Genomic DNA, 2,678 nt, shown 5'->3' with positions numbered 1-2,678 from the left:
TTTTCTCATGGTATATATTTACTAATAGCAGCCAGTATGATTCCGTTTGTAGTAAGTATAACTTTGCTAATTAGAGGTGAAGGTTTAGATAAAGTTATTTATAAAATTCCTAGGCTAGTTTTAGCTATCATTCCTATGTATGTCCCAATTCTGTGGTTCACTTATTCAGCAAATAAAAAATTGAATCTTTCCAAAAGGTTAATTGAAGAATATGCACATAAAGAGGTGTTAAGTAAAACTTATGAGGGGCTCTCAAAGCAAATAAATAATTTGGAAAGCCAAGAACAAACGGAAGAATTAAAATATCGTTTATTGTCAAGTTTCTTACAAGTGACCTCAGAAAATCCTGGTAAACTAATTTCTAATTATGAAACTTCCGATCATCCAGTTATGGAGGCTCTGGAACAAAGTTATAAATTCCAATTAGCGATAGATAAATTAGAAGAGATACCTGGGCTTGGAAAGGTTGCGGCAATTATAGAATCTAATACTAAGAAAAAACTTAATGAGAAAAAAGAAAAAATAGAAGAAGCATTTACAAATACTATGAATAAAAATAATGTTGATGAAGATGATGTATGATGAAAATGATTTTTTATAGATTATTGTACTTCTTTTGTACACCTTAACTTACGTAAACTACCATTAATAAAGACTTATTTAGATATTGTATCGGTAAATAAATTTGTTTTCCTTTACTTTTCTTTGTGTTCTTAAATGATTGAAATATGAACTCAAATATTCGTTAGCTTTCTTTTTTTATTTTACGATTACCCCCAGTCATACTTGGAAAAATTCCATCCTTCATTACTAATGCATGCAACAATGCTATAGATAGATGACCAACAACAATGAAAAATAGTGACCAGGCTAAAAATCGATGGATGTCATGTAACCATGCATATAAAACAGGACTTAGATTTAAAATGGGGGGAAGAATGATATTTTGTGTTACTTTAGCCTGGAATCCTCCTGCTGAAAGCTGTGCCCAACCGGTTAAAGGTAAAACGAACATTAAGGCATACATAATCCAATGCATAAAGTGAGCGATTCTTTTTTCGATTTTTGGCATTTCCATTGGTAATTCGGGAATGGGATTTACTATCCTATTGATAAAGCGCAGTATGCAAAGAAAAAGTATTGCCACACCTATTGGAACATGAAGATCAATTAACCAAGGACGACTACTTAGGGAAGTCATCATGCCTAAACCTATAAAAATTGTCGATAAGATCATTGTTGCCATTAACCAATGCAGAATTCTTCCCATTAGGTTGAAATTCATAGGAGCTGAACAATTAACACTACGATGTTTTAACTTGAAAATCTTTAAGTCTTTGAACCATTGACGAATTATTGAGCCAACATTTAAATGCAATATAGTTTGGGATTTCAAATTCTTACGCTGGGACATATTATTTATTTTTAGTAGTCTTTTTCTTTCCAACAGCATCAGTAGCCTTTCCGTACCCTATTTCTCTAACACGTGCGTTATACGAATGCGCATAGATACCGGCTCTTGCTGTCAGTACAGGGTCTTTGGATACTTCTATTCCTGCCGGTACTTTTGTCGGATCAAAGTTAATATCGCGGCATCCACCCTCTGTCTGATCAAAAACTCTTTTTATCTCTAGTACTCCTGCAACTATCTGGCGGCGATTTGTGGGCCAGGCCTTTGATGGGTTTTCAATCTCATCACCAGGTTCAGCAAAGGTTATAACCAAGTCCCAATAAAGCGGTCCTTGTGTAAGACGTTCCTTTAGATCATCAAAAAGGTAGTCGTGACTGGCATGTTCCCGCTCTTCCTTTGTCCAGGCACTAAACGGGGCATGGGGCCTCATCGACCAACGTACAGCATGTTTGTCACCATTTGAATTAACTAAATAGAATGCATTGATAACATTATATTCTGCAACTGCGAAGCTGTTTACCCATGGTGCACTTTCTGCCCAATCCAAAAAATTTTGGGCTTCTGGATAATCTTTAAGAAACGCTGTAACTAATGTTGGATTTGGCTTACCTGTAGTACTGTCAATTTTGTACGCGTCTGATCTTCTAATCACACCTTCAGCATCATGGGTCACAAAAAATGGATGGTTGTTAAGCTTCATCCGCCATTGTTGGTTATCATCTGACGATATCATCATTGCCATGCTAACTGTTCGTGTTGAATTATCGGCAGCAAAAGGATCAACAGTTCCGATTGAAAAGCGCCCTAATACAGAAGACGCATCCTGTGAAAATACCTTTGCTTTAGAAAAAGGTGATAGTTTGCCTGTGGAATGAAAAGTGCCTTCGAAGCAGATCCCTTTCGAATGTGCTCGTCGGTAACCGGCAGGGAACGATTCAGGGATATCCTTAAGAAAACTTTTTGTGGTAGTTCTATTTCCAAACAATCCCGCTGACCAAGCAAAGATCAAAACCAGACCAACTGCTAGCATTAAGATGAATACAATAGGGATAAGTACTTTTTTTTGTTTTATATTCTTTTTATCCATTATATATTAAAACTAGATTTATTCAACATTGTTTTATCTGGCTTTTGTTGAATTTAAAAATTTATAATTTTCAAAGATATTATTAAAATGAACCGCTTTGGTAATGTATTACCTACGGGTAATTAGTTACTTTTAGGTAATCAGATATATTATTTGAAAGTAATCCTTATATTTATATAT

At 35.0% G+C, this 2,678-nt stretch carries 2 protein-coding genes and 1 pseudogene; 1 reads left to right on the top strand and 2 read right to left on the bottom strand.

Going from position 1 to position 2,678, the window contains the following annotated elements:
• A pseudogene (locus Q0A18_RS15675) lies at nucleotides 1-582 on the top strand (hypothetical protein); the annotation flags it as partial.
• Between the two features lie 163 nt (nucleotides 583-745).
• Here Q0A18_RS15675 and Q0A18_RS15670 read toward each other — a convergent pair.
• Together Q0A18_RS15670 and Q0A18_RS15665 are read right to left on the bottom strand one after the other, a co-directional pair.
• Entirely contained in the window at nucleotides 746-1,414 is a 669-nt protein-coding gene (locus tag Q0A18_RS15670) for a cytochrome b (protein WP_292011102.1), read from the bottom strand.
• A 1-nt stretch (nucleotide 1,415) separates the two neighbouring features.
• Nucleotides 1,416-2,498: a catalase family peroxidase gene (locus Q0A18_RS15665; RefSeq protein ID WP_292011101.1), complete on the bottom strand. Its 1,083-nt coding sequence runs from the start codon at nucleotides 2,496-2,498 to the stop codon at nucleotides 1,416-1,418.
• Nucleotides 2,499-2,678 lie beyond the last annotated feature (180 nt).

Source organism: Chryseobacterium sp. (assembly GCF_022712095.1).
GTDB lineage: Bacteria > Bacteroidota > Bacteroidia > Flavobacteriales > Weeksellaceae > Chryseobacterium.
This window is presented reverse-complemented; position numbering and strand designations above follow the sequence as displayed.